20 protein-coding genes and 1 tRNA gene are annotated in these 25,764 nt (G+C 70.6%); 8 read left to right on the forward strand and 13 right to left on the reverse strand.

The features are described 5' to 3' along the window. Positions 1-65 precede the first annotated feature (65 nt). Entirely contained in the window at positions 66-1,463 is a 1,398-nt protein-coding gene (locus OTB19_RS29810; RefSeq protein WP_267801680.1) for a pyridoxal phosphate-dependent decarboxylase family protein, read from the forward strand. Further along, positions 1,460-2,869, forward strand: coding sequence for a lysine N(6)-hydroxylase/L-ornithine N(5)-oxygenase family protein (locus OTB19_RS29815; RefSeq protein ID WP_267801682.1), 1,410 nt, complete (start codon positions 1,460-1,462; stop codon positions 2,867-2,869). The genes OTB19_RS29810 and OTB19_RS29815 overlap by 4 nt, the downstream gene beginning before the upstream one ends. A gap of 182 nt (positions 2,870-3,051) precedes the next feature. Here OTB19_RS29815 and OTB19_RS29820 read toward each other — a convergent pair whose 3' ends face one another. Next, on the reverse strand, positions 3,052-4,854 hold the full coding sequence (locus OTB19_RS29820; protein ID WP_267801684.1) for a bifunctional metallophosphatase/5'-nucleotidase: 1,803 nt from the start codon (positions 4,852-4,854) through the stop codon (positions 3,052-3,054). A 287-nt stretch (positions 4,855-5,141) separates the two neighbouring features. Here OTB19_RS29820 and OTB19_RS29825 point away from each other — a divergent pair, with 287 nt between their 5' ends. The 3 genes from OTB19_RS29825 (at position 5,142) to pyk (ending at position 8,892) form a co-directional block, all read left to right on the forward strand. Then, a complete protein-coding gene (locus OTB19_RS29825; protein WP_420716941.1) occupies positions 5,142-6,407 on the forward strand; it encodes a ricin-type beta-trefoil lectin domain protein in 1,266 nt (421 codons plus the stop codon). 85 nt (positions 6,408-6,492) lie between these two features. Next, positions 6,493-7,191, forward strand: a complete 699-nt coding sequence (locus OTB19_RS29830) for an SIMPL domain-containing protein (protein ID WP_267801685.1) — start codon at positions 6,493-6,495, stop codon at positions 7,189-7,191. 273 nt (positions 7,192-7,464) lie between these two features. Beyond that, the gene (gene pyk / locus OTB19_RS29835; protein WP_267801686.1) at positions 7,465-8,892 is read left to right on the forward strand and encodes a pyruvate kinase; all 1,428 of its coding nucleotides are present in this window, start codon (positions 7,465-7,467) and stop codon (positions 8,890-8,892) included. Between the two features lie 71 nt (positions 8,893-8,963). On the opposite strand, the gene OTB19_RS29840 is transcribed toward pyk, so the two are convergent. Then, complete coding sequence (locus OTB19_RS29840) at positions 8,964-9,725, reverse strand: helix-turn-helix domain-containing protein (protein WP_267801687.1); 762 nt, start codon at positions 9,723-9,725, stop codon at positions 8,964-8,966. A 109-nt stretch (positions 9,726-9,834) separates the two neighbouring features. Further along, positions 9,835-9,909, reverse strand: a tRNA-Leu gene (locus OTB19_RS29845). Between the two features lie 75 nt (positions 9,910-9,984). Between OTB19_RS29845 and OTB19_RS29850 the strand changes: the two genes are divergently transcribed. Beyond that, the gene (locus OTB19_RS29850; RefSeq protein WP_267801688.1) at positions 9,985-10,662 is read left to right on the forward strand and encodes an ANTAR domain-containing response regulator; all 678 of its coding nucleotides are present in this window, start codon (positions 9,985-9,987) and stop codon (positions 10,660-10,662) included. A 67-nt stretch (positions 10,663-10,729) separates the two neighbouring features. Here OTB19_RS29850 and OTB19_RS29855 read toward each other — a convergent pair whose 3' ends face one another. The 9 genes from OTB19_RS29855 to OTB19_RS29895 all read right to left on the reverse strand — a co-directional run bounded on the left by OTB19_RS29855 (position 10,730) and on the right by OTB19_RS29895 (position 20,631). Continuing rightward, positions 10,730-11,446: an ABC transporter ATP-binding protein gene (locus OTB19_RS29855; protein WP_053684897.1), complete on the reverse strand. Its 717-nt coding sequence runs from the start codon at positions 11,444-11,446 to the stop codon at positions 10,730-10,732. Then, the gene (locus tag OTB19_RS29860; RefSeq protein WP_053684895.1) at positions 11,443-12,336 is read right to left on the reverse strand and encodes an ABC transporter ATP-binding protein; all 894 of its coding nucleotides are present in this window, start codon (positions 12,334-12,336) and stop codon (positions 11,443-11,445) included. Before OTB19_RS29860 ends, OTB19_RS29855 begins: the two co-directional genes overlap by 4 nt. 3 nt (positions 12,337-12,339) lie before the next feature. After that, complete coding sequence (locus tag OTB19_RS29865) at positions 12,340-14,160, reverse strand: branched-chain amino acid ABC transporter permease (RefSeq protein WP_420716942.1); 1,821 nt, start codon at positions 14,158-14,160, stop codon at positions 12,340-12,342. Positions 14,161-14,165: 5 nt separating this feature from the next. Then, on the reverse strand, positions 14,166-15,095 hold the full coding sequence (locus OTB19_RS29870) for a branched-chain amino acid ABC transporter permease (RefSeq protein WP_053684891.1): 930 nt from the start codon (positions 15,093-15,095) through the stop codon (positions 14,166-14,168). A gap of 116 nt (positions 15,096-15,211) precedes the next feature. After that, a complete protein-coding gene (locus tag OTB19_RS29875) occupies positions 15,212-16,444 on the reverse strand; it encodes a branched-chain amino acid ABC transporter substrate-binding protein (protein ID WP_053684889.1) in 1,233 nt (410 codons plus the stop codon). A 300-nt stretch (positions 16,445-16,744) separates the two neighbouring features. Beyond that, positions 16,745-17,389, reverse strand: a complete 645-nt coding sequence (locus tag OTB19_RS29880; protein ID WP_267801692.1) for a Tat pathway signal sequence domain protein — start codon at positions 17,387-17,389, stop codon at positions 16,745-16,747. After that, complete coding sequence (locus tag OTB19_RS29885) at positions 17,386-17,787, reverse strand: hypothetical protein (RefSeq protein WP_267801694.1); 402 nt, start codon at positions 17,785-17,787, stop codon at positions 17,386-17,388. The genes OTB19_RS29880 and OTB19_RS29885 overlap by 4 nt, the downstream gene beginning before the upstream one ends. Before the next feature lie 56 nt (positions 17,788-17,843). Further along, entirely contained in the window at positions 17,844-18,302 is a 459-nt protein-coding gene (locus OTB19_RS29890) for a PaaI family thioesterase (RefSeq protein ID WP_267801696.1), read from the reverse strand. A gap of 58 nt (positions 18,303-18,360) precedes the next feature. Next, on the reverse strand, positions 18,361-20,631 hold the full coding sequence (locus OTB19_RS29895; protein ID WP_267801698.1) for an FdhF/YdeP family oxidoreductase: 2,271 nt from the start codon (positions 20,629-20,631) through the stop codon (positions 18,361-18,363). Positions 20,632-20,800: 169 nt separating this feature from the next. Here OTB19_RS29895 and polA point away from each other — a divergent pair, with 169 nt between their 5' ends. Then, complete coding sequence (gene polA / locus OTB19_RS29900; protein WP_267801700.1) at positions 20,801-23,521, forward strand: DNA polymerase I; 2,721 nt, start codon at positions 20,801-20,803, stop codon at positions 23,519-23,521. A gap of 33 nt (positions 23,522-23,554) precedes the next feature. Here polA and OTB19_RS29905 read toward each other — a convergent pair whose 3' ends face one another. Continuing rightward, positions 23,555-24,409, reverse strand: a complete 855-nt coding sequence (locus tag OTB19_RS29905) for a DUF4184 family protein (RefSeq protein ID WP_267801702.1) — start codon at positions 24,407-24,409, stop codon at positions 23,555-23,557. Positions 24,410-24,626: 217 nt separating this feature from the next. On the opposite strand from OTB19_RS29905, the gene OTB19_RS29910 reads away from it, so the two are divergent. Next, positions 24,627-25,764 (forward strand): lytic murein transglycosylase (locus OTB19_RS29910; protein ID WP_267801704.1); only part of this gene is annotated, 1,138 nt, incomplete at its 3' end.

Here is a 25,764-nt window from a genome sequence, read left to right on the forward strand (position 1 = left end):
GTCTGATCGTTGTGCTGGGCGGGAACGACCAGGCCGTTCCCGCCCGCCTCCGCGAAGGACACCGGATGACCCCGCCGCCCGGCACCCCGCCACCGCCGCCCCCGCTCGCCGGAGGCCGCGGCGGCGCCGACGCCCTGCGGCCCCTCCTCGACACCGTCCTGGACGCCCTGCGCAGCGGCGCCGCCGAACGCGCCGGCCCCCTCCCCGCCGGCGGCCCCGCCGCCGTCACCGCCCGCGTCACCGACGCGCTGGGCGACGTACTCCCCACCCGCGGCGCCGGCGACCACGAAGCCCTGCGCACCCTCGTCCACACCCTCGCCGCAGGCGCCGCCGACCCCGCCGACCCGCTCTGCGCCGCCCACCTGCACTGCCCACCCCTCGCCGTCGCGGTCGCCGCCGACCTCGCCGCCGCGGCCCTCAACCCCTCGATGGACTCCTGGGACCAGGCCCCCGCCGCCTCCACCCTCGAAGCACTCCTCACCCGCGCCCTCGCCGCCGAGTACTACGACACCCCGCACCCCGACGCCCTCGTCACCACCGGCGGCACCGAGGCCAACCAACTCGCCCTGCTCCTCGCCCGCGAACGCCACGGCCCCCGCCTCACCGTCGTCCACGGCGCGAGCGCCCACCACTCCGTCCCCCGCTCCGCATGGCTCCTCGGCCTGCCCCCCACCGTCACCGTGCCCACCCCCGCCGGCGTCCTGGACCCCGCCCGCCTCGCCGAAGCCCTCACCCGCCTCGACGGACCCGTCCTCGTCACCGCCACCGCCGGCACCACCGACGCGGGACTCATCGACCCCCTGGAGCCCCTCGCCGACCTCTGCCGACGCCACGGCGCCGACCTCCACGTCGACGCCGCGTACGGAGGCCTCCTCCGGCTGAGCCCCCACCACCGCCACCAACTCACCGGGCTCTCCCGCGCCCAGTCCATCACCCTCGACCTGCACAAACTCGGCTGGCAGCCCGTCGCCGCAGGCCTCCTCGCCGTCCCCGACACCCGCCTGCTGGCCCCCCTCGGCCACCAGGCCGACTACCTCAACGCCACCGACGACACCGAAGCCGGCCTCCCCGACCTCCTCGGCCGCTCCCTGCGCACCACCCGCCGCCCCGACATCCTCAAGATCGCCGTCACCCTGCGCTCCCTCGGCCGCGACGGCCTCGCCCGCCTCATCGACGGGACCTGCGCCGCCGCCCACCGCTTCGCCGAACTCCTCGACGCCCACCCCGGCTTCGAACTCCACGCCCACCCCACCATCAGCACCGTCCTCTTCCGCCCCACCCCCATGGACGACGAGCAGCTCGCGGGCCTGCGCCGCACCCTCCTCCTCGACGGCGCCGCCGTACTCGGCCGCGCCACCGCCGACGGCCGCCTCTGGCTCAAGGCCACCCTGCTCAACCCCCACACCACGGCGGGGGACCTGGACACCCTCGTCACCCTCCTGGAAGGCAGCGCCCACCGATGACCGCGCAACTCGACACCCCCCACGACCTCGTCGGAATCGGCATCGGTCCCTTCAACCTGTCCCTCGCCGCCCTGGCCGACGGCCTCCCCAGACAAGGCGTCGGCGAACTCGCCACCGCCTTCTACGACCAGCGCAGGGACTTCCGCTGGCACCCCGGCCTCCTCATCGACGGCGCCACCCTCCAGGTCCCCTTCCTCGCGGACCTCGTCACCCTCGCCGACCCGGCGAGCCCCTGGAGCTTCCTCAACCACCTCAGGCACAAGGAACGGCTCTACCCCTTCTACTTCGCCGAGCAACTCCACATCCAGCGCTCCGAATACGACGCCTACTGCCGCTGGGTCGCCGAACGCCTCCCCGGACTCCACTTCGGCCACCAGGTCGACGCCGTCCGCTGGAACCCCGAACGCGACCTCTTCGAAGTCGACTTCACCCAACTCGACACCGACGGCGAAGCGGAGGCCCTCGGCCGCGCCCACACCCGCAACCTCGTCCTGGGCGTCGGCACCGCCCCCTACGTACCCGAACCCCTGCGCCCCCTCGCCGAAGCGCCCACCGTCCCCGTCATCCACTCATCCGAGTACCTCGACAACCGCGAACGCGTCCTCGGAGCCGCACACGTCACCGTCATCGGCTCCGGTCAGTCCGGCGCCGAGGTCTTCCTCGACCTGCTCCGCGCCCGCCCCGCCGGCCGCGAAGGCCTCACCTGGCTCGCCCGCACCGAGGCCTTCGCCCCCATGGAGTACTCCAAGCTCGGCCTGGAACACTTCACGCCCGACTACACCCGCTACTTCCACGCCCTCCCCGAACCGGTCCGCGACCGGCTCGTCCCCGCCCAATGGCAACTCCACAAGGGCATCGACGCCGCCACCATCGCCGCCATCCACGAAGAGCTGTACCGGCGCACCCTCCACGGAGGCTGGCCCGACGCCGTCCTCACCCCCGGAGTCAGCGTCCGCACCGCCGGCCGCGTCGCGACCACCAAGGTGGAACTCCACCTCGAACACACCCAACAAGGCGTCCGCTCCCGCCTCACCACCGACGCCGTCGTCCTCGCCACCGGCTACCGCGAACGGCCCCTCACCAGTCTCCTCGCAGGCCTCGACCCCTACCTGCGCAAGGACTCCTCCGGCCGCCCCCGCATCGACGAACGCCACCGCATGATCCTCGACCCCGCCGTCACCGGCAGCGTCTTCGTCCAGAACGGCGAACGCCACACCCACGGCGTCGGAGCCCCCGACCTCGGCCTCGCCGCCTGGCGCAGCGCCGGCATCCTCAACACCCTGACGGGCAAGAACCCCTACCCCCAGCCCGCCCGCACCGCCTTCACCACCTTCGGCCTCGACCAGCGGGAGCACACCCGCCCCCATCCCGCGGGCGAGCTGCTCCCGCTGGTCGAACACCCCTAGGCCCTGTCGTCGAAGTCTCGCCTGGCCCGCGGCGCCCGGTACCGCACCTCGCCGCGTTGTCAGGGCACCCGAGTACGTCCCGTACACGGGCGCCGCTGCGCCTTGCGATGCACGGCACCGGACACCGCGGGTCCTACCGGCGCCACTTCGACGACAGGACCCAGGCCCTCACGGGCCCCCGACTAGAAGACCGGCACCCCGGCCCGCGTCAGCCGCCAGTCCACCGAGGCGAACTGCGCCGGGTCCACCGTCCCCTTCGCCTTCACCCACTGGATGATCACGTTGCGGATCTCGTCCGAGTTGGCCCACAACTGCCTGGCCTGCGGGACGTGCGGGAAGTTGCCGCCACCCGAGGCCCGGTAGTTGTTCACCGCGAGCACGAACCGCGCCGCCGGGTCCACCGCCTTCCCCTGGAAGGACAGCCCCGTGATCCGCGACCCCACGGGCTGCGCGACGTCCACGTCGTACGTCAGCCCGTACACCGCGTCGTAGTTGTAGTCCGGGATGCCCTCCGCGTTCGTCAGCTTCGCCGGATCCACCGGCGCCCCCGGAGCCGTCTGCACGTAGTACCGCGCCGAGTACTCCAGGTAGTCCTTCACCTGCGCACCCGTCAGCAGCCGCGCCTCCAGCGTGTTCTCGAACGGGTACAGCCCCGCCGCATCCTTGATCGTGACCTGCCCGGCCGGTATCGCCGCCGTCCGCGAGAAGCACGAGGCCTGCGACAGCACCGGCAGCGCCGCCCACTCGCCGCCCGCCAGCGCGGCCTTCACCGTCTCCGCCTGCACGTGGTTGATCAGGTCGATGATCGGCACGTCCTTGACCGGCCCGTCCGCCGAGGACATCGCCTGCGTCGACGTCCCGATCACCTGGTTCACGTAACCGACGACCTTGCGGTGCTCGTCCGACAGCAGCCGGACGATCTTCGGGTCTTCCGCCACCTCGTTCGAGTTCAGCACCTGCGCCGACACCTTCGCCACCGACCAGGAGCCCTTCGACCACGTCAGCTCGAAGTCGAACAGCGTCAGCCGCTGGCCCCACTTCAACGGCTCCGACAGCACCACGTCCTTGCCGGTCGCCTTGTTCTTCACCCGGTACTCCGGGATCTCCGTGTGCGCGTGACCCACCAGGATCGCGTCGATCCCCGGCACCTGCTCGGCCACCAGACCCGCCGCGTTCTCGATGTGCGGCAACTGGTCCCCGTAGCTGGACGTACCGCTCGAACCCGAGTGCGCCGACACGATCACCACGTCCGCGCCCATCGACCGCAGCTTCGGCACGTACTTCGCCGCCTGCTCCTCCAGCCCCGGGAACGTCATCTTCCCCTGCACGTTGGCCTTGTCCCAGATCGCGATGCCCGGGTTCGTCAGCCCCAGCACCGCCACCTTCACGTCCCGCCCGCACGGGGTCCGCAGCCGGTGGACGCTGTACGGCGGGAACGCCGGCCGCAGCGTCTTCGCGTCCAGCGCGTTCGCCCCCAACAACGGGAAGTCGCACTGCTCCTCGAACTTGCGCAGCACGGGGATCCCGTAGTTGAACTCGTGGTTGCCCAGCGCCGCCGCGTCGTAGCCGATCGCGTTCATCGCCTGAGCCATCGGGTGCACCGGACCGCGACGCGCCGTGATCGGGTCGACCTTCGCGTAGTAGTACGACAGCTGGGTGCCCTGGATCGTGTCACCGGCGTCGATCAGCAGCGTGTTGCGCCGACCCTTCTGCGCCCGCACCCGGTTCACCAGCGTGGAGACCTTCGCCAGACCGACGTCGTTGTGCGCCTTGTCGTCGAACTCCTTGTCCGTGAAGTAGTCCCAGTTGAAAACGTTTCCGTGCAGATCGGTCGTACCCATCACCGTGAAGGAGTAGGTCCGCGGACCGGACCCCTTCGATCCGTCCTGGGCGGCGGCGGCCGGGGAGCTCGTGGCCCCCGCCAACGCCACGGCCGCACCCGTCGCCGCCGTGCTGCCGATGAAAGTCCTACGGTCGAACGCCATGCCATCTCCCCTTTTGAGGCGTGAACAACGCGCGTAGATTCTGACCCACGGGTAACAATGCGCAACACCCCCGCCAGGTTGCGATCCGGTGACCGACGCAACGCCTGGTCGGCGCGCGCGTCTTGACGCAGCCGGCCCCACGAGACTTCAATCAAGTCTTGAACTAAGCAGCGCACGGACGCCTCACGCTCCCTCCGTGTGAGGGTTTGTCATGCGCATGCCCCTCCAGTGGCCCCTGCGGCCCCCGCCGTCCCCCCACCGCCCCCCACGAGAAGTGAAGTGATCCCGTGCCCCCACGCACCGCATCCCTGCGCGCCACCGCGTTAGGCGCCCTGGCCCTCCTGTGCTGGAGCGCCGTCACCGCCCCCTCCACCGCCGCCGGCGAAGCCCGCCCCGCCGCCCCCGCCGCGATCACCACCGCGGCCGCAGGCTTCTCCGACACCTTCGACGGCCCCGCCGGAACCGCCCCCGACCCGGCCAAATGGCAGACCGAGACCGGCGACAACGTCAACAACCACGAACGGCAGTACTACACCGCCGGCAACGCCAACGCCGCCCTCGACGGCCAAGGGCACCTCGTCATCACCGCCCGCCGCGAGAACCCCGCCAACTACTCCTGCTGGTACGGACGCTGCGAATACACCTCCGCCCGCCTCAACACCGCCGGCCGCTTCACCCAGACGTACGGACACGTCGAAGCCCGACTCAAGGTCCCGCGCGGCCAGGGCATGTGGCCCGCCTTCTGGATGCTCGGCAACGACATCGGCCAGGTCGGCTGGCCCGCCTCCGGCGAGATCGACGTCATGGAGAACGTCGGCTTCGAACCCTCCACCGTCCACGGCACCCTCCACGGACCCGGCTACTCGGGCTCCGGCGGCATCGGCGCCGCCTACACCCTCCCCGGCGGCCAGGCCTTCGCCGACGCCTTCCACACCTTCGCCGTCGACTGGGCCCCCGACTCCGTCACCTGGTCCGTCGACGGCACCGTCTACCAACGCCGCACCCCCGCCGACCTCGGCGGCCGCGCCTGGGCCTTCAACAAGCCCTTCTTCCTGATCCTCAACCTCGCCGTCGGCGGCTACTGGCCCGGCGACCCCGACGCCGGCACCACCTTCCCGCAACAACTCGTCGTCGACCACGTCCGCGTCACCACCTCCGACAGCGGAACCGGCCGCACCGGCCCCGTCACCGGCCTCGCCGGCAAATGCGTCGACGTGGCGGGCGCCAACCCCGCCAACGGCACCCCCGTCCAACTCCACGACTGCAACGGCACCCCCGCACAACAATGGACCGTCGCCGCCGACGGCACCCTCCGCGCCCTCGGCAAATGCCTCGACGTGACCGCCGGCGCCACCAACGACGGCGCTCCCGTCCAGCTCTACGACTGCAACGGCACCCCCGCCCAACGCTGGGCCCTCCCCGCCGCCCGCGACATCGTCAACCCGCAGGCGAACAAGTGCCTCGACGTCACGGGCAACAACCCCGCCAACGGAACCCGCCTCCAGATCTGGACCTGCGGCGGAACCCCCAACCAGAAATGGACCGCCCCCTAGGCCGGCTCACCGATCCCGCCGGGCCGGGGCCGAAAGGAGCCCCGGCCTTCCGCCACACCCCCGGCGACAGTGCGACAGTGAAACCATGACTCACGACGCCACACCCCAGCCGTACGGAACCCCCGAGGTACCCCGCGTCGCCGTCTGCGGCGAAGCCCGCATCGAAGTCGACCCCGAGATCGCCCGCATCGGCATCACCGTCAGCGCCCGCGGCACCGACCGCCGGTCCGCACTCGAAGACCTCACCCGCCGCAACACCGCCGTCCTCGACCTCATCAAGGGCTACGGCGACCCCGTCGAGAAACTCGAAACCGGCACCTTCTCCATCACCCCCGAACTGACCCGCCACGGCCGCGGCGAACGCATCCGCGCCTACCACGGACGCGTCACCATCACGGCCGAACTCAACGACTTCACCACCCTCGGCGAACTCACCACCCGCCTCGCCGACCTCGAACTCACCAGCGTCGACGGCCCCTGGTGGGCCCTGCGCCCCACCTCGCCCGCCCACGGCCAGGCCCGCCGCCAAGCCGTGCTCGAAGCCGTCCAGCGCGCCCGCGAATACGCCGAGGCCCTCGGCGCCAACCTCTCCGCGCTCGTCGAACTCGCCGACCTCGGCGCCGAGAACGCCTCGCCCTACCCGCAGGCCGGCGGCGGCATGCGCACCATGGCCTTCAGCGCCGCCGAGGACGCCGCCGCCCCGCCCCTGGACCTCGAACCCCAGCGCCAGACCGTGTACGCCCAGGTCAACGCCCGTTTCACCATGACCCCGCCGCAGCTCTGAACGACGCATCACCCGACCGCGCCACCCGACGGGGAAGGGCGCCCGCCCCGACCCCCGCGGCGTCAAGGACGGGAGGGCCGGACTCGGCCACCGAATCGGTGAACGAGCCCCCACCCGAGGGCCGGGAAAACCCCCACGAACGGTGCTTCGGGGGTGCTCATCAGAGCACCCCCACGCACATTCAAGTAATGTCAACAAGCTTTCGCCCAAAGGTTGTTGAGTGGACACCAGGAACCAATTTCCTACTGCCTGGTAGGGGCATACGCTCGACTCATGCGTCGAGCAAAAATCGTATGTACCCTGGGCCCCGCCACCGACTCATACGACCAGATCAAAGCCCTGGTCGAAGTCGGGATGGACATCGCCCGCCTCAACCTCAGCCACGGCACCTACGCCGAACACGAGGAGCGTTACCACCGCGTGCGCAAGGCGTCCGACGAGACGGGCCGCAGCGTCGGCATCCTCGCCGACCTTCAAGGCCCGAAGATCCGCCTCGGCCGCTTCCTCGAAGGCCCCGTACTCCTTGAACGCGGCGACGAGTTCACCATCACCGTCGAAGACCACGAGGGCGACCGCCACACCTGCGGCACCACCTACAAGGGCCTCGCGGCCGACGTCTCCATCGGCGAACGCATCCTCGTCGACGACGGACGCGTCACCCTCCAGGTCATCGACGTCGACGGACCCCGCGTCCGCACGCTCGTCATCGAAGGCGGCATGGTCTCCGACCACAAGGGACTCAACCTCCCCGGCGTCGCCGTCTCCGTCCCCGCCCTCTCCGAGAAGGACATCGAAGACCTCCGCTGGGCCCTGCGCACCGGCGCCGACGTCATCGCCCTCTCCTTCGTCCGCAGCGGCCGCGACATCGACGACGTCCACCGCATCATGGACGAGGAAGGCCGACGCCTCCCCGTCATCGCCAAGATCGAGAAGCCCCAGGCCGTCGAGAACATCGACGACATCGTCGCCGCCTTCGACGGCATCATGGTCGCCCGCGGCGACCTCGGCGTCGAAATGCCCCTCGAACAGGTCCCCATCGTCCAGAAGCGCGCCGTCAAACTGGCCAAGCGCAACGCCAAGCCCGTCATCGTCGCCACCCAGATGCTCGACTCGATGATCGAGAACTCCCGCCCCACCCGCGCCGAGGCCTCCGACGTCGCCAACGCCGTCATCGACGGCACCGACGCGGTCATGCTCTCCGGCGAGACCAGCGTGGGCAAGTACCCCGTCGAAACCGTCGCCACCATGGCCCGCATCGTCGAAGCCGCCGAAGAGGACATCCTCGAAAAGGGCCTCCCGCCCCTCACCGACCGCAACAAGCCCCGCACCCAGGGCGGAGCCGTGGCCCGCGCCGCCGCCGAGATGGGCGACTTCCTCGGCGCCAAGTTCCTCGTCGCCTTCACCCAGAGCGGGGACACCGTCCGCCGGCTCTCCCGCTACCGCTCGCCCATCCCCCTCCTCGCCTTCACCCCCGACTCCGCCACCCGCTCCCAACTCAACCTCACCTGGGGCGTCGAGACCTTCCTCGGCCCCCACGTCGACTCCACGGACGCCATGGTCGCCCAGGTCGAGGAGGAACTCCTGCGCATCGGACGCTGCGTTCCCGGCGACATCGTCGTCATCACCGCCGGCTCGCCCCCCGGCGTCACCGGCTCCACCAACCTCGTCCGCGTCCACCACATCGGCGACCCCGTCCGCTGACCCGACCCCGGACCAGGCCACCGCACCACGCACGCACCGCACCGCGTCGGGCCCGCCCGACGCGGTCATCGCTAGTGCTTCGGCCCGATGGGCGCGTCCATCAACGCGACGGACTCCCTCCGGGCGACGGACACGTTGAACGGATCACCGCCCCGCGCCAGCACCGTCCACCGGACACCGACCCTGGTCATCGTGTCGGTACAGAGGCGCCGGATGTCGTCCGAGGTGTTGGTGAAGAAGTACCGCGGATACTCGTACCGCTTGGACACCCCACCCACGATCCGAGTCGTCCAGTTGGTGATCCGACACCCGTCGGAGTGGATCAGCCCCCGCAGGAACTCCCAGGGACGCGCGTCCACGATCTCCCGCTGCCAGTCTTCGAGCACGATCGGCCGCTCGTGCTTCCTCCCGGGCCCGTGCTGGGGGAACAGGCAGGTCCAATGGTGTCCGTAAGCGGTCACGGCCACGCAGCCCTGCTTCTGTTGCACGGAGACCGTGTCGCCCGGCCGGACCGCCGTGATCGCGACCCGGCAGTGCTCGATGAGACCCGGCCACGCGTCCGCGCACGCTATCCGGAGGTACTGCCCGCCGCGGGGGTGGGGGCTGATGCATCCGTCGCCGAGGTAGAGGCCGAGCAGGTACGCGTACGCCGCCTGGTCGGCAGGCCCTTGGCAGGGCGTGGCGTGGTGCAGGAGTCGGGGACGGGGCTCCGGTCGGGACTGCCAGGCGCGGATCGCGGACCGGGAGATCCCGGTCTCCTTGCTGACGGAGTTCACGCTGCGGCCGCCGGTCACCAGGGCCAGGACGCGCATGCGCGTCGCGATGTCGTACATGCGCCCGACCCTGCGGTGTTCTCCGGGCCCGACGGTGGAATCACGTCGGGCTTCGCCGGAAAGAGTGATGGTCACGCGAAGATCGCGTGACCATGGAATGCAAGCAAAGTGCCCCAGGTGGGATTCGAACCCACACTGTCCGCTGTTTGAGAGCGGCCTCTCTGACCAGTTGGAGTACTGGGGCCTACGAAACAAAGGCTCCGAGGAGCCCTGTGCGAGACCACCTTACCGCAGGTGGGTAGGCTCAGGGGAGCTTGTTATGCCCCGTATAGAGGAGCCCTCCGTGACCGCCGAGCACGAGTCGACGCCCACGCCCGACGCCGACCAGTCGCACGTTCCGCCGCTGACGACGCGCGTCGTCATCGCCGAGGACGAGGCGCTCATCCGTCTCGACCTCAAGGAGATGCTCGAAGAGGAGGGGTACTGCGTCGTCGGCGAGGCCGGCGACGGCCAGGCCGCCGTGGAGCTGGCCCGCGAGCACCGCCCCGACCTGGTGATCCTCGACGTGAAGATGCCCGTGCTCGACGGGATCTCCGCGGCCGAGAAGATCGCCGAGGAGTCCATCGCCCCGGTCCTGATGCTGACCGCCTTCTCGCAGCGCGACCTGGTCGAGCGGGCCCGCGACGCGGGCGCCATGGCGTACCTGGTGAAGCCGTTCAGCAAGAGCGACGTCGTGCCGGCCATCGAGATGGCCGTGTCGCGCTTCGCGGAGCTGCGGGCGTTGGAGAAGGAGGTCGCGGACCTCTCGCTGCGGCTGGAGACCCGCAAGCTGGTGGACCGGGCGAAGAGCATCCTGCAGACCCAGTACGGGCTGTCGGAGCCGGCCGCTTTCCGGTGGATCCAGAAGACCTCCATGGACCGTCGCATGTCGATGCAGCAGGTCGCCGAGGCGGTCATCGAGGACGCCGAGGAGAAGAAGAACGCCGCGAAGGGCTGAGGGCCCGGGTACGCGTGAGGCCCGCCACCGGGATCCGGTGGCGGGCCTCACGCGTGTGGTGCGGGGATCAGTCCTCGCCGAGGTACGCCTTGCGGACGTCCTCGTTGACGAGCAGTTCACGGCCGGGTCCGGAGAGGACGACCTTGCCGATCTCCATCACGTGGCCCTTGTCGGCGAGGGAGAGCGCCGCCTGGGCGTTCTGCTCGACGAGCAGGATGGTGGTGCCCTGTGACTTGAGCTCGGCGATGGTGGCCATGATCTTCTGCATCATGATCGGGGAGAGGCCCATGGAGGGCTCGTCGAGCATGAGCAGCTTCGGGCGGGACATGAGCGCGCGGCCCATGGCGAGCATCTGCTGCTCGCCGCCCGAGAGGGTGCCGGCGGCCTGCTTGCGACGTTCGCCCAGGATGGGGAAGAGGTCGTAGGCGCGCTGGACGTCCTGCTGGATGCCTTCCTTGTCCTTGCGGAGGAAGGCGCCGAGGAGGAGGTTGTCCTCGATGGTCATGCGCGGGAAGATGTGCCGCCCCTCGGGGGAGTGGGCGAGTCCGAGCGCGACGATGTCGTGCGCGGGGATCTTCTTGAGCGACTTGCCCTGGAACTTGATCTGGCCGCCGCGCGGTTTGATCAGGCCGGACAGGGTGCGCAGGGTGGTGGTCTTGCCGGCGCCGTTGGTGCCGATGAGGGTGACGATCTGGCCGGCGTCGACGCTGAACGAGATGCCCTTGACGGCTTCGATCTTGCCGTAGGCGACGCGGAGGTCCTCGACCTCCAGGAGTGCGGTCACCGGTCTTCTCCGTCCGTGCTGGTGGTGCTGTGCGCCTCGGCGGCCTCGACCTCCGCGACTTCCTCGGCGCCGGGGGCGCCTTCGAAGGGTTCGCCGAGGTAGGCGGCGATGACGCGCTCGTCGCTCTGGACCTCGGTCGCGGTGCCCTCGATGAGCTTCTCGCCCTGGACGAGGCAGGCGACGCGGTCGCAGAGGTTGAAGATGAAGCGCATGTCGTGCTCGATGACGAGGACGGCGATGCCCATGTCCCGGATGGCGAAGATGAGTTCCTCGGTGGTCCGGGTCTCCTGCGGGTTCATGCCGGCGGTGGGCTCGTCCAGGAGGATGAGACCGGGGTCGCTGGCGAGTGCCCGGGCGATCTCCAGCTTGCGCTGCTCGCCGTAGGGCAGGTTCCGCGCGAGGTGGTCGGCCTTGTGCTCCAGGCCGATGAAGGTGAGGAGCTCCATGGCCTTGTCGCGGCTGGCCGCTTCCTCCCGGCCGAAGCTGGGGAGGCGCAGCAGGGCGGACCAGAGGCCCACCTTGGTGCGGGTGTGGCGTCCGACGAGGACGTTTTCCAGGACCGTCATGTTGTTGAAGAGACGGATGTTCTGGAAGGTGCGTGCGACACCGGCCGCGGTGACCTTGAACGACTTGGGGGGCAGGACCGTGCCCTTGTACCGGACTTCGCCCTCGGTGGGGATGTAGAGGCCGGTGAGGCAGTTGAAGAAGGTGGTCTTGCCGGCGCCGTTGGGGCCGATGAGTCCGACGATCTCGCCGCTGCGGACGGTCAGGTCGACGTTCTTGACGGCGGTGAGGCCGCCGAAGCGCATCGTGACGCCGCGTGCGTCGAGGACGGTCTCCGCCGTGGTGACGGCGGGGGTGTCGGGGGTGTCGGTGGTGGTGGTCGTCATGGGTCAGACCCCTGCCTTACCGAGGACTGTGGGCGCTTCGAGCGAGTCGTGGAGTTCGAGCTGGTTGCGCTTGTTGGGGATGAGGCCCTCGGGGCGCAGGCGCATCAGGACGATGAGTGCGACACCGAAGACGAGGAGCTGGTACTCGCCCAGGAACTGGAGCTTGTTGGGGATCAGGAAGAGCAGTGATCCGCCGACGAGGGGTCCGGAGATGGTGCCCATGCCGCCGAGGACTACCGCGGCGAGCAGGAACGCGGAGTTCGGGGGCACGGCGTTGGCGAAGGTGTACTGGTCGGGGGTGACCGTGTACTGGACGTGGGCCTGGACGGCTCCGGCGAGGCCGGCGAGGGTGGCGCCGAGGGCGAAGGCGATGAGCTTGACGCGGAAGCCGTTGATGCCCATGGCTTCGGCGGCGGTCTCGTCCTCGCGGATGGCGACCCAGGCGCGGCCGATGCGGGATTCGGCGCTGCGGCGGAAGACCAGGACCACGATCAGGGTGATGAGCAGCATCAGCAGGAAGTAGTTCGCGAACCTGCCGATGGTGAATCCGGCGATGGTGTGTGCCGCGCCGAAGTCGAACCCGAAGAGGTTGATGTTCGGGATGTTGGCGATGCCGTTGGGCCCGTTGGTGATGTCGGGGCCGGAGACACCGTCGAGGTTGTTCATGGAGATGCGGAAGATCTCACCGAAGCCGAGGGTGACGATGGCGAGGTAGTCGCCGCGCAGGCGCAGCGTGGGGGCGCCGATGAGGACACCGAAGATCATCGATGCGACGGCGCCGGCGAGGAGCGCGGCCCAGAAGGGGAAGTGCACTCCGAAGGGGGAGTTGGGCGAGCCGGAGACCAGGGCGGCGGTGTAGGCGCCGACGCCGAGGAAGGCGACGTATCCCAGGTCGAGGAGGCCGGTGAGGCCGACCACGATGTTCAGGCCGAGTGCGACGGTGGCGAAGATCAGGATGTTGACGCCGAGGTTCGCGTACTGGTCGTCGGTCTGGGTGAGGGGGAAGGCTGCCGCGGCGGCGAAGGCGCCGACGAGGGCGACGTTGCGGTGCCGGGCGGTGAGGGTGCTCAGCCGGGCCATGAGGCCGGCCTTGTTGATCGCGGCGGCGCCGAATCCGGCCGTGATCAGGAAGCCGACGAAGAGTTCCTGGTACGGGGTGGTGATGCCGTAGGTGAACACGAAGAGGGCGAGGCCGAGGACGGCGGCGATGAGGAGGATCTCGACCCAGGCGGGGAGCACGCGGGCCGGCTTGACGGGGCCGGAGACGAAGGCGGCCTTGAAGGTCGTCCAGCGGTTTCCGGCGTTGTGCTTGAACTTGTCCCAGTCGCCGTCGTCCGGGTCGGGGCCTTCGAGGGTGGGGCGCTCGAAGGGGAGCGCGAAGGCTCCGATGACCGCGGCGAGGCTGGCGAGGGCGGCGATGCCCGCGCCGGGTTCGAGGTCGACGAGTGCGCCGAGCTCGACCACGATCGCGATGGCGGTGTACCAGGTGGTGACGAAGGCGGCGAGGGCGGCGAGTTTGATGGCCGCGTCGGTGCCTGCGGGGGCGATCCAGCCCAGGCCCTTGACCCCGTAGGAGGCGAGGGCGAAGAGCGTGGTGAGGGCGCCGCCGATGAGGACGAGCCACTGCATGCCGCCGGGGTAGCCGTAGACGGTGAGGTCTCCGGGGAAGGCGGCGGTCCAGGTCCAGGCGAGGAAGGCGGAGACGACGGTGAGGGCGCCGCCGGCGGTGGCGAGGGCGCGGCCCGTCTTCTCGGAGAGGGGGATGAAGCCCTTGTTCTGCGGTGCGGTGGTCGGCGTCGCGGTTTCCGCGGTGATGGTCGTCATGGTTGTCACACCCTGTCCGCCACGCGCTGGCCCAGCAGGCCTTGCGGCCGGAAGAGGAGCACGAGGATGAGAAGTACGAACGCCCAGGTGTTGCCCCAGGACTGGCCACCGAGCTGTTCGAAGCCGGGGATGTCGGCGACGTAGGCGGTGGTCAGGGTTTCGGCGAGACCGAGGACGAGACCGCCGACCATGGCGCCGTAGATGTTGCCGATGCCGCCGAGGACGGCCGCGGTGAAGGCCTTGAGGCCGAGCAGGAAGCCCATCTTGAACTGGACTTCGCCGTACTTGAGGCCGTAGGCGACTGCTCCGACGGCGGCGAAGACTGCTCCGAGGGCGAACGCGGTGGTGATGATGCGGTCCGTGTTGATGCCCATGAGCTTGGCGGTGTCGGGGTCCTGGGCCGTCGCCTGCATGCCGCGGCCGGTACGGGTCTTCTTGACGAAGAAGCCGAGGAAGGCCATGGAGACGGGGGCCGCGATCATCAGGAAGACGTCACCGGTCTGGATGGTGATGCTGCCGAGGTGGAAGGGGCCGCCGGGGATCTCGGGGAAGACCAGGGAGCTCGTGGCGCCGGGGAACCAGGCCCATACCGCCTGCTGGAGGGCGATGGAGAGGCCGATGGCGGTGATGAGGGGGGCGAGGCGGGGTGCGCTGCGCAGGGGTCGGTACGCGAAGCGTTCCGCCGCGACGGCGATGGTGGTGGCCACGAAGACCGCGCCTATGAGCATGAGGGGCAGGGCGACCCACATGGTGGTGCCGGTGGGGAGCATCAGCCAGACCGTGAGGGCTCCGAACCCACCGGTCATGAAGATCTCGCCGTGGGCGAAGTTGATGAGCTGGACAATGCCATAGACCATCGTGTAGCCGATGGCGACGAGCCCGTACATGGATCCCAGTAGCAGGCCGTTGACCAGCTGTTGCGGCAGTTCGTGCACCGCAGGTCCTCCGAGTCTTTCGACGGATGTGACACCGCGCGGGGCGCTATGGTGCGCGCCCCGCGCGGCAGAGATGGTGTGCCGGCAGGCTGGTGATCAGAGGCCGGCGGGTGGGATCAGCCGCCGAAGGTGCCGGACTCGACGGACTTCCAGTCGGCGCCCTCGACCTTGTAGACGGTGAGCTGCTTGTTGGTCGCGTCACCGAACTCGTCGAAGGAGACCTTGCCGGTCACGCCGTCGAAGGAGACCTTCTGGACGGCTTCGAGGACCTTGGCGCGGGCGTCGGTGGGGAGCTTGCCGTCGTTGGCGGCAACGGCGGCCTTGACGCCCTCGATGATCGCCCAGGCGGAGTCGTAGGAGTAACCGCCGTAGGCGGCGAAGGGCTCCTTGAAGCCGGCCTTGGTGTAGTTGGCGATGAACTCCTTGGCGGAGGGCAGGCTCTCGACCGGCGCGCCGACCGAGGTGGCGAAGTCGCCCACGGCGCCGGCGCCGGCGAGCTCGACGTACTTCTTGTCGTAGATGCCGTCACCGCCGACGAGCGGGATGTTGGCGCCGGAGGCCTTGATCTGCTTGCTGAGCGGGCCGGCCGCCGGGTACTCGCCGCCGTAGTAGACGACGTCGGCGCCGGAGCTCTTGACCTGGGTCACGACGGCCGAGAAGTCCTTGGACTCGGGGTCGATGTGGCCCTCGCCGGCGACGGCGCCGCCGAGCTTGGTGAACTCGCCCTTGAAGGTTCCGGCGAGGCCGGCGCCGTAGGTCTTCTTGTCATCGATGATGAAGACCTTCTTCTTGCCCGCCTTGTTGAAGAGGTACTGCGCCGCGAACGGGCCCTGGATGGCGTCCGTGGTGGCGGTGCGGAAGTAGCTCTTGTAGGTGCGGGTCTTCTCGCCGGTGGCCCACTTGGGTCCCTGCGAGAGGGAGGGGCTCGTGTTGGCGGGGGAGATCTGGACGAGCTTGGCGTCGTCGAAGACCTTCTGCATCGACTCGGAGACCGAGGAGTTCAGCGGGCCGACGACGCCGACGACGTCCTTGTTGGCGGTGAGCTTGGTGGCGTTCTGCTGGCCGGAAGAGGCCTGCGCCTGGTCGTCCAGCGCCTCGATCTTGAAGGTGACGCCGGGGACGGTCTTCTTCTCGTTGGCCTGGCGCACCGCGAGGTCGACGGAGTTGCGGATGCCGAGGCCGAGGGCCGAGAGGTCACCGGTGAGCGGGGCGTCGACGCCGATGACGACCGTGGCGGTGGCGCCGCCGGCGGTGTCACCACCCTTGTCGTCGCGGGAGCCACAGGCGGTGAGGGTGAGGGCGCCCGCGGCGAGCGCGGCGGTCACGGCAATGAGAGAACGCTGACGCACGATCAGTCCTTTCCTGGCACTGCGTCCCCCGTGGGACGCACCGTGTCGAACGCGGGGAACCGAACTGAAAGGAATCCGGTGGTCGCGGTGACTGGCCGTGACTCTAAGCGGGACTTCGGACGTTATGGAGGGCTGAGGCCAATGATGTGACGCTCTTGTTATGCCACGGCGTAATACATAGCGGATCTCTGCGGGTGGAACGGGGGAATTCCGGCCGGTTCGTCTTGTCCGCATGCTGAGATGCGGCAGGAGCGTAGGCCGGTTTAAGTACTGACTTTCCAGGTGTCTGGCGGGTTCTGCTCATGACGGCGGGTCGCCGGTCATGTCTCGATCTTCGGGACAGGCCCTGGTCAGGGCGACGGAGAGATCCCTGGCATATCGGTCACCCGGGATGTAACTGTGCCGCTCTTTCCGAAATCCATTACTGAGGGTCACTTCCAGAAAAGGGAGCCCGGAATTCCGTGCCACATGCACGCAGTCGGTCGCCAGAATGCGGACGACGACCTCGCGTGCTTCCCCCGCACCCACCGTGACCGGCAGCGGTGGCCGGATCGTCACCCTCAGTGCCCGGGACGGCTGGCCGATGCCCTCCACCGAGACGGGGCCCGCGGAGGCGTTCCGCACACGCACAGTGAACGCGAAGGCCGCGTCCGGAGGGGGAGGTTCCATGGGTTCGAGGTAGGTCAGGGAGACCACCTGGGACGGCGCCGGAGGCACGTACGCCACGGGCCGCGGCCGGTCCGCGTACAACCGGGCGGCGCCCGCGGCCACCACGACCGCGCAGGTCAGCCCGCCCAGGGCCAGGACGGCCCGCCGATGGCGCGCGTAGCGGTCGCGGGCCCACCGGGCGGCCGCGGGCACGGGGCGGCCGGTGTCGGAGCCCTCGTGGCCCTCGAAGCCCGCGGTGCCCTCCCCGGGCTCGACCGGACCGATGCCGCCGCTCATCCCCAGGGCCCGTCGGTGGGAGTGCCGGTGCGGTGCCGCTCCGCGCAGCGCCGCTCGGCCTCACGGGCGCCGAACGCGCGGGCCGCCGGCGCGCCTTCGTCCCGTCGTACGGCGCGGGCCCCGTCGAGGACGGCGCTCAGGATCTCGTACTGGTCGCCGGACAGCCCCATGGCCTGGTAGTCGAGGCCGACGGCGTCCGCGGCGTCGCCGGCGTCGAGGATCACCCCGGCCCAGTGCGTGATCAGGTCGGCGCAGAGCCGTTCGGGCGGGGTGCCGGCGGGGGTCGGGGCGTCGGCGGACCGCCCGGTCCCGGCGGCGCAACCGAGGAGGGCGGCGGCCAGGAGCGCCGTCGTCGCCCAGGCGGCCGTGGCGCGCGGCGGCGCCGGTCCGGATCCCATGCGGGAACGCTAGACCGACGCCGGGAAGCGCACAACGGCCGGTGGCGGAAACGCTGTTACGAGTTCGTGTCGCGCAGGAGGCAGGTGAGGCGGGCGGTGCAGACGCGCTTGTCCTGGTCGTCGGTGATGACGATCTCGAACGTGGTGGTGGAGCGGCCCTTGTGGACGGGCGTGGCGACGCCGGTGACCAGGCCGGAGCGGACGCCCCGGTGGTGGGTGCAGTTCAGGTCGACGCCGACGGCGACCTTGTTGATGCCGCCGTGCATCATCGCGCCGATGGAGCCGAGGGTCTCGGCGAGGACGGCGGAGGCGCCGCCGTGCAGGAGTCCGTAGGGCTGGGTGTTGCCCTCGACGGGCATGGTGGCGACGACCTTGTCGGCCGAGGCCTCCAGGACGCGGATGTCCATGCGTTCGCCGAGGTGGCCCGCCGAGAACAGCGAGGGCAGGTCGATGCCCATGGCCGTGTACTCGTCGAGGACCTCCTGCGGGAACTTCACAGCGTGCTGCTCGCCCATGGGTCGGCTCCATTCGTGTGTCAACGTTCGTTAACCATCTTGTCCTGAGGTCGTTCTATCAGGCCGGTTCGAAGCGCACGACGACGGACTTGCTCGCGGGGGTGTTGCTGGTGTCCGCGGTGGAGTCGAGGGGGACCAGCACGTTGGTCTCGGGGTAGTAGGCGGCCGCGCACCCGCGGGCCGTCGGGTAGTGGACGATCCGGAAGCCGGGGGCGCGCCGCTCCACGCCGTCCTTCCACTCGCCGACGATGTCGGTGTACGCGCCGTCGACCAGGCCCAGCTCGGCCGCGTCGAGCGGGTTGACCATGACGACGCGACGGCCGCCGGTGATGCCCCGGTAGCGGTCGTCGAGGCCGTAGATCGTGGTGTTGTACTGGTCGTGCGAGCGCAGGGTCTGGAGCAGCAGCCGCCCTGCGGGGACGCGGGGGTACTCCACGGGCGCGGCCGTGAAGTTCGCCTTCCCGGTCTTCGTCGGGAAGCGGCGCTCGTCGCGCGGGGCGTGCGGCAGCCGGAACCCGCCGGGGCGGGCGGCGCGCGCGTTGAAGTCCTCGAAGCCGGGGACCACGCGGGAGATCCGGTCGCGGATGGTCCCGTAGTCCCGCTCGAACTCCTCCCACGGGGTGGCCGAGGAGGCGCCCAGGACCGCGCGGGCCAGTCGGGCCACGATGGCGGGCTCGGACAGCAGGTGCGGGGACGCGGGGGCGAGGTTGCCCCGGGAGGCGTGGACCATGCCCATCGAGTCCTCGACGGTGACGAACTGCCTGCCCGCCCCCTGGACGTCCTTGTCGGTGCGGCCGAGGGTGGGCAGGATCAGGGCGCGCCGGCCGGTCACCGCGTGGGAGCGGTTGAGCTTGGTGGAGACGTGGACGGTCAGGGAGGCGCGGCGGATCGCGGCCTCGGTGACGGCGGTGTCCGGGGTGGCGCCGACGAAGTTGCCGCCCATGGCGAAGAGGACCTTGGCCTCGCCGTCGCGCAGCGCCTCGATGGAGCGGACCACGTCGAAGCCGTGCCGGCGGGGCGAGGTGATGCCGAACTCCCGGTCGAGGGCGTCGAGGAAGGCCGGTGCGGGCCGCTCGAAGATGCCCATGGTGCGGTCGCCCTGGACGTTGGAGTGGCCGCGGACGGGGCAGACGCCGGCGCCGGGACGGCCGATGTCGCCGCGCAGCAGGAGGAGGTTGACGACCTCGCGGATGGTGGCCACGGAGTGCTTGTGCTGGGTGAGGCCCATGGCCCAGCAGACGATCGTCCGCTTCGAGGCCAGGATCATGGCCAGGGCGCTCTCGATCTCCGGGCGGGTGAGGCCGGTGGCGGTGAGGGTCTCGTCCCAGTCGGTCTGCGCGGCCGCCGCCGCGAGGTCCTCGTACCCGTGGGTGTGCTCGCGGATGAACTCCTCGTCGGTGGCGCCGTCGGTCTCGATGACGAGCTTGTTGAGGAGCCGGAAGAGGGCCTGGTCGCCGCCGATGCGGATCTGGAGGAACAGGTCGTTGAGGGCGGTGCCGCGGAGCATGCCGAGGGGGGTCTGCGGGTTCTTGAACCGCTCCATGCCGGCCTCGGGCAGCGGATTCACCGAGATGATCTTCGCGCCGGCGGACTTGGCCCGCTCCAGGGCGGAGAGCATGCGCGGGTGGTTGGTGCCCGGGTTCTGCCCGGCGACGATGATCAACTCGGCTTGGTGGAGGTCCTCCAGGGAGACGCTGCCCTTGCCGATGCCGATGGTCTCGTTCAACGCCGAGCCCGAGGACTCGTGGCACATGTTGGAACAGTCCGGCAGGTTGTTGGTGCCGAACTCGCGGGCGAAGAGCTGGAAGAGGAACGCCGCCTCGTTGCTGGTGCGGCCCGAGGTGTAGAAGAGGGCCTCGTCGGGGGAGCCGAGCGCCGTCAACTCCTCCGCGATGAGCGCGAACGCCCGCTCCCAGGTCACCGGCTCGTACCGGTCGCCGCCCTCGGGCAGCAGCATCGGCTCGGTGATCCGCCCCTGCTGCCCCAACCAGTAGCCGGAGCGTCGCTCCAGGGCGGCGAGCGGGTGCGCCGCGAAGAACTCGGGCGTGACCCGGCGCAGTGTGGCCTCCTCCGCGACGGCCTTCGCGCCGTTCTCGCAGAACTCCGCGGTGTGCCGCTTGTCGCCCTCGGGCCAGGCACAGCCCGGGCAGTCGAAGCCGTCCTTCTGGTTGACCTTGAGGAGGGTCCGCGCGGTACGGGCCAGGCCCATCTGCTGCTGGGCGATCCGCAGCGTGTGCCCGATGGCGGGCAGCCCGGCGGCGGCACGCCCCGGGGGCGCGATCCGGGGCGCGTCCTGTGCGGGATCACCTGCGGGCGGCTTGGTGGCCATGTCGCTCCCCTTCGAGCATCGCAGCGGTGCCCGCTGCGTCCATCCGAGTACTCCTCCGATCCTGTCACGCCCGCGCCCGCCTGCCGACGGGGCGCCCGGCCGGCCCGCTGCGGGGCGGGTGGCACAGGCCCGGCCGGAATTGTCGGAGCGGACGCCTAGGATCGGGGGCGTGGCAGATTCAGCATCGAAGAAGACCGACCAGACGACCGCAGCGGACCGCCCCCGCCTGATGCTCATGGACGGGCACTCCCTGGCGTACCGGGCGTTCTTCGCGCTGCCCGCGGAGAACTTCACCACCGCGACCGGCCAGCCGACCAACGCCATCTACGGCTTCGCGTCGATGCTGGCGAACACGCTGCGCGACGAGGCGCCCACGCACTTCGCGGTGGCGTTCGACGTGTCCCGCAAGACGTGGCGCTCGACGGAGTTCCCCGAGTACAAGGCGAACCGCTCCAAGACCCCCGACGAGTTCAAGGGACAGGTCGAGCTGATCGGCGAGCTCCTCGACGCGATGAAGGTGCCGCGCTTCGCGGTCGACGGCTTCGAGGCCGACGACGTGATCGCGACCCTGGCGACGCAGGCGGAGGCCCTCGGCTTCGACGTGCTGATCGTCACCGGGGACCGGGACTCCTTCCAGCTCGTCTCCGCACACACCACCGTCCTCTACCCGACCAAGGGCGTCTCCGAGCTGACCCGCTTCACCCCGGAGAAGGTCGAGGAGAAGTACGGCCTCACCCCGCAGCAGTACCCCGACTTCGCGGCGCTGCGCGGAGACCCGTCGGACAACCTCCCGGGCATCCCCGGCGTCGGCGAGAAGACCGCCGCCAAGTGGATCACCCAGTTCGGCTCGTTCGCGGAACTCGTGGAGCGCGCCGACGAGGTCAAGGGCAAGGCCGGGCAGAACTTCCGCGACCACCTCGACGCCGTCAAGCTCAACCGGGTCCTGACCGAGATGGTCAAGGACGTCGAGCTGCCCAAGACCCCCGCCGACCTGGGCCGCACCGCCTACGACCGGTCCGCCGTCACCGGCGTGCTGGACGTACTGGAGATCCGCAACGCCTCGCTGCGCGAGCGACTGCTCGCCGTGGACCCGGGCGCGGCCGAGGAGGAGCCGCCGGCCCCCGTCGCCGCCGTGGAGCTGGACGCGTCCGTACTGGCCACCGGCGAACTGGCGCCCTGGCTGAAGACCCACGCGGGCGGGCCGCTCGGCGTTTCCACCGTCGACACCTGGGCGCTCGGCCAGGGCAACGTCGCCGAGATCGGGCTCGCCTCGGCGGGCGGCGCCGCCGCCTGGTTCGAGCCGTCCTCGCTCGACGAGAGCGACGAGCGCGCCTTCGCGGCCTGGGCCGCCGACGCCGCCAAGCCCAAGGTCGTGCACAACGCCAAGGGCCTGATGCGGGTCTTCCCCGAGCACGGCTGGACCCTCGCCGGCGTCACCATGGACACCGCGCTCGCCGCGTACCTGGTCAAGCCCGGCCGCCGGTCCTTCGCACTCGACGTGCTGTCCATGGAGTACCTGCACCGCGAGCTGGCACCCGCCGCCGCCGACGGCCAGCTGGCCTTCGGCGCCGACGACACCGCCGAGGCCGAGGCGCTGATGGCGCAGGCCCGCGCGGTCCTCGACCTGGGCGACGCCTTCACCGCGAAGCTGGCCGAGGTGGGCGCCGTCGAACTGCTCCACGACATGGAGCTGCCGACCTCCGAGCTGCTGGCACGCCTGGAACGCGCCGGCATCGCCGCCGACCGGGACCACCTGGAGGGCATGGAGCAGCAGTTCGCGGGCGCCGTGCAACAGGCCGTCAAGGAAGCGCACGCCGCCGTCGGCCACGAGTTCAACCTCGGCTCGCCCAAGCAGCTCCAAGAGGTCTTCTTCGGCGAACTGGACCTGCCCAAGACGAAGAAGACCAAGACCGGCTACACCACCGACGCGGACGCGTTGGCCTGGCTCGCCGGCCAGACCGACCACGAACTCCCCGTGATCATGCTGCGTCACCGGGAACAGGCCAAGCTCCGCGTCACCGTCGAAGGCCTGGTCAAGTCCATCGCGACCGACGGCCGCGTCCACACCAGCTTCAGCCAGACCGTCGCCGCGACCGGCCGCCTGTCCTCCACCGACCCGAACCTGCAGAACGTGCCGGTGCGCACCGACGAGGGCCGCGCCATCCGCCGCGGCTTCGTCGTCGGCGAGGGCTACGAGTCGCTGATGACGGCCGACTACAGTCAGATCGAACTGCGCGTCATGGCCCACCTGTCCGAGGACGAGGGCCTCATCGAGGCGTTCGCGACCGGCGAGGACCTGCACACCACCGTCGCCTCCCAGGTGTTCGGCGTGGAGCGCTCCGAGGTCGACGCCGAGATGCGCCGCAAGATCAAGGCCATGTCGTACGGACTCGCCTACGGGCTCTCCGCGTTCGGCCTCTCCCAGCAGCTGAACATCGAGCCCGGCGAGGCCCGCGGCCTCATGGAGACCTTCTTCGAGCGCTTCGGCGGGGTCCGCGACTACCTCCAGCGCGTCGTCGAGGAAGCCCGCGCCACCGGCTACACCGAGACGGTGCTGGGCCGCCGCCGCTACCTGCCCGACCTCAACAGCGACAACCGGCTGCGCCGCGAGGCCGCCGAGCGGATGGCGCTGAACGCCCCCATCCAGGGAACCGCAGCCGACATCGTCAAGGTCGCGATGCTGCGCGTCGACAAGGCGATCACCGAGGCCGGCCTGACGTCGCGGATACTGCTCCAGGTCCACGACGAAATCGTCCTGGAGATCGCCCCCGGCGAGCGGAAGAAGGTCGAGGAGCTGGTGCGCCGCGAGATGGGCGCCGCCGTCGAGCTCCGTGCCCCGCTCGACGTGTCCGTGGGCGTCGGCCCCGACTGGGAGTCCGCCGCGCACTGACCCCGCGCACGACCACCGCGACGCCCGTTCCCGTCACGCCACGGGGGCGGGCGTCCGCGCGTCCTCGTCGTCGGAGCGCCGCTCGCCCCGCCGGCGCAGCCGCACCAGCGCCCCGTACAGCAGCAGCGCCACGATCAGACCGCCGCCCGCGCCGAAGCAGACGGTCGGGATGATGTCGAGCGGCGTACGGATCCGGTCGAAGAACGTGAACCAGCGGATCACCCGCAGCGTCACCCCGACGGCCACGCACCCGACGACGAGGGCGACCGCACCCCAGACCTCCGCCCGGCCGAGCACCGGCACCGACGGCGGAACGGGGGAGAGCGGCAACCGGCGCAGCGCCGTCACCGTGAACCACAGCAGCGCGCACGCGGCGAACGCCGAAGTGCCGTACTGGAGGTAGGAGTAGAGCGGCAGCCCGAACGCCAGGGGCTCGCCGAGCGACGGCAGCGCGTTCGTGCCCCACCGGTCCAGGTGCGTGAAGCTGTCCCACACCACGTGGGTGAGGGACCCGAGGACCGCCGACAGGTAGAACCACAGCGCGAGCGAGGGCAGTCGACGGCCCCGCCGCCACCGCTCGCCCCGCACGAAGGTGTACACACGACCCCGCCAGGCCCGCGGCAGCAGCGCGACCAGCGGTTCGCGCAGCAACAGCCAGCACGCCGCCAGCGCGGCGGTCAGCAGGGCGTCGGCGGTCAACACCCCCGGGATCGAGTGGGTGAAGTCCCCGTACCGCATGACGCCGCCGACGATCGCGTCCAGGAAGTAGAAGGTGTCGGGCGCGAACGAGCCGAGGACCAGGGCGCAGGCGACGAGCGGCCCGCGCGCCCGGCCGGTCCGGCGGACGGCCGGAAGGACGGCGGCCGCATGGCTGAGGGTGAACGGCATGGCGCCTCTCCTGGTCCTCGATGACCTCCCGGACCCGGCCCGGAAGGCGTCCCGGCTTCGGTTCTTTACTTCGGTCAATGCGCGCGGAACGGTCCGCACAGTATGCGTGACCTGCGCAGGGTCGTGGGGAAGTGGTGAATTCGGCGGACTGGTAGGTGTCTTGTGCAGCCGGTTGACGTAGGGTCACGCGCACGTCGAGGGGGAGGGGGGTCGGCTCATGCCGTCTCGAATATCGGCCCGGTCCGGACGAGGTTCGCGCAGGGGCGCGGCCGCCGCCGTGATCTCCGCGCTGGTGATCGCCGCCGTGAGCGCCTCGCAGGGCCCGGCCGTCGGCAGCGAGGACCGGTTGAGCGCCGCCGGCGCGACCACCCCGCGCCCCGGGGGAACCGCCACACCGAACGACGCCGGCGGCGACTCCAGCTACTCCACCGAACTGCCGCCCCTGATCAGCCCGGAGCCGCCCGCGCTCCTCCTGCCGGCGCAGGACGCCCCGACCGCTTCCCCACAGCCTGCGCCCACGACCGAGGTGCCGCGCATCGAACCCGTCGGCCTCGGCGACGCCGAGGGCGTGCGGGGAATCCCGGCGAGCGTGCTCGCCGCGTACCGGTTGGCCGAGGCCGAGGTGGCGCGGACCGACCCCGGATGCGGGCTGCGCCGGGAACTCCTCGCGGCCATCGGGAAGGTCGAGTCGGGTCATGCCCGCGGCGGCCGGGTGGACGCCGCCGGCACCACGCTGCGGCCGATCCTGGGACCCGTCCTCGACGGGAACGGCTTCGCGAACATCTCCGACACCGACGGCGGCGCCCACGACGGCGACGCACGGTACGACCGGGCCGTCGGACCCATGCAGTTCATCCCGTCGACGTGGGCGGCATGGGGCCAGGACGCCGACGGCGACGGCCGGCGCAACCCGAACAACGTCCACGACGCGGCGCTCGCCGCCGGCCGCTACCTCTGCGCGGGCAACCGTGACCTGCGGGTGGGCGCGGACCTCGACCGGGCGGTGCTCTCGTACAACCGGTCCGGGGAGTACCTGCGCACGGTGCGGTCCTGGTTCACGTACTACCTGAAGGGCACGCACGAGGTCCCGGACGCCTCCGGCCCCGGCACGACCGAACCGGCGGTGACGAACCCCCGCCCGACCCCGGCCCCGACTCCCGCCCCCACCTCGAAGCCGACGCCGGAGCCCACGCCCACGCCCACGCCGAAGCCGACCCCGGACCCGACGCCCAAGCCCACGCCGACGCCGACGCCGAAGCCGACCCCCACCCCCAAGCCGAAGCCGACCCCCACGCCGACCCCCACGCCGACGCCCACTCCCACGCCGACGCCCAAGCCGACCCCCACCCCCACCC

The organism is Streptomyces sp. H27-H5 (assembly GCF_026627505.1).
Classification (GTDB): Bacteria; Actinomycetota; Actinomycetes; order Streptomycetales; family Streptomycetaceae; genus Streptomyces.